General features: G+C 57.2%; 1 protein-coding gene. It reads right to left on the bottom strand.

Annotation, left to right across the window (positions count from 1 at the left end; genetic code table 11):
* Positions 1 to 1161, bottom strand: a 1161-nt coding sequence (locus tag AC1D15_RS33220) for a hypothetical protein (protein ID WP_477829419.1), incomplete at its 3' end; no start/stop codon positions are given.
* Positions 1162 to 1198: the final 37 nt, after the last annotated feature.

The following is a 1198-nucleotide window of genomic DNA, read 5'->3' on the forward strand; positions in this document are numbered from 1 at the left end:
GATCAACCGAGTCCGGTGCGCCCGCAGATCTTCATGTACCTCTGACGGGGCGGGGGGGTCGCTATCGCTCGACTGTTCTTCATTCGACCGTTCTTCGACTGGGGCCAGAGTCTTCAGCAAGTCCTCGATCAAGTCGCGATGGTCGATGAGTCTTTGCCGCTTCAGTTTTTCGGGGCCCGTCAGTTGCGAGGCTGTCCCGTCATTGTTCTTCCTCGTCATCTGCCCGATCAATCGCTCGGTGCGCGCCTTTCGCCTGTCCAGCTTCTCCTTCATGGTCTCGACGGCATCGTTCCCGGTTTGGCTTGCCTTGGCCAGGCTTGCCGCGATGACTTTCTTGACGAGCTTGAGATCCCGTTTGACATGAGCCATCGAAGGAGGGGGCGCATCCTTGCCCTTCCAGTCCTTGTAACTGGTGGTGGGTTGATCGGGCATGAACCGGGGTGCRACAAAGGCCGTTTCCTGTACGACCTTGCTTTGATTCGTGCCACTCCCCACGATCCCTACGCAGCAGGTGACGAACGACTGGAGGACTGCATAGGCAATGTTGAAGCTGGCCTTCGCGGTCTTCAATGCAACCGCATGAGTGGGCGCTGCCACCGCAGCGATGTCGAGAACCAACCCCAGGAGGGTCTTTGCAATCAGGAGCCCGCTGCTGAGGTCATTGACGAACACCGACGGGTCGACATAAGCATCGCCCATGTTCTTGCATCGACGCTTTGTTTCGTCAGTCCAATCGTCTTTGGTGGCCAATCCGTAGGCTTGTGCGAGTAGGGTGCCAAGTGCGGTTGCACGCCTTTCAATGTCGTGTTGATTGGTCCGGCCGGATTGCCGGTCCTCGCGCAGTTGCTGATAGCCGCGGTGGTAGTCCTTCATCAGCTTCTTGAATTCCGAGCCGTGCTTGAAACTCTTGCGCCAAGTCGTCCGTTCGGCCTGGATGGCGTTGTCAAGCGCCTTGATAGTTGCCTCGATACCTTCGCGCGAAGTGTCGCCACCGGTCAATGTCGATTGAACATTCGTATTCACTGAGAACGCTTTTCCMTTTGGGCGCGATCCGGATTCCATCTGCCCGTCTATCGAACTCGTCTCGTTCTCGACATCGTTGCCGGCATTGCTGATGCTGTTGTCAGGCGAGACGTGCCGGGATTTCAAGCAATAGAGCATGGTGCGTAGGAACTCAGATTTCGGAGAGGACGAGCGC

This window comes from Rhizobacter sp. P2_H2 (genome assembly GCF_056403375.1).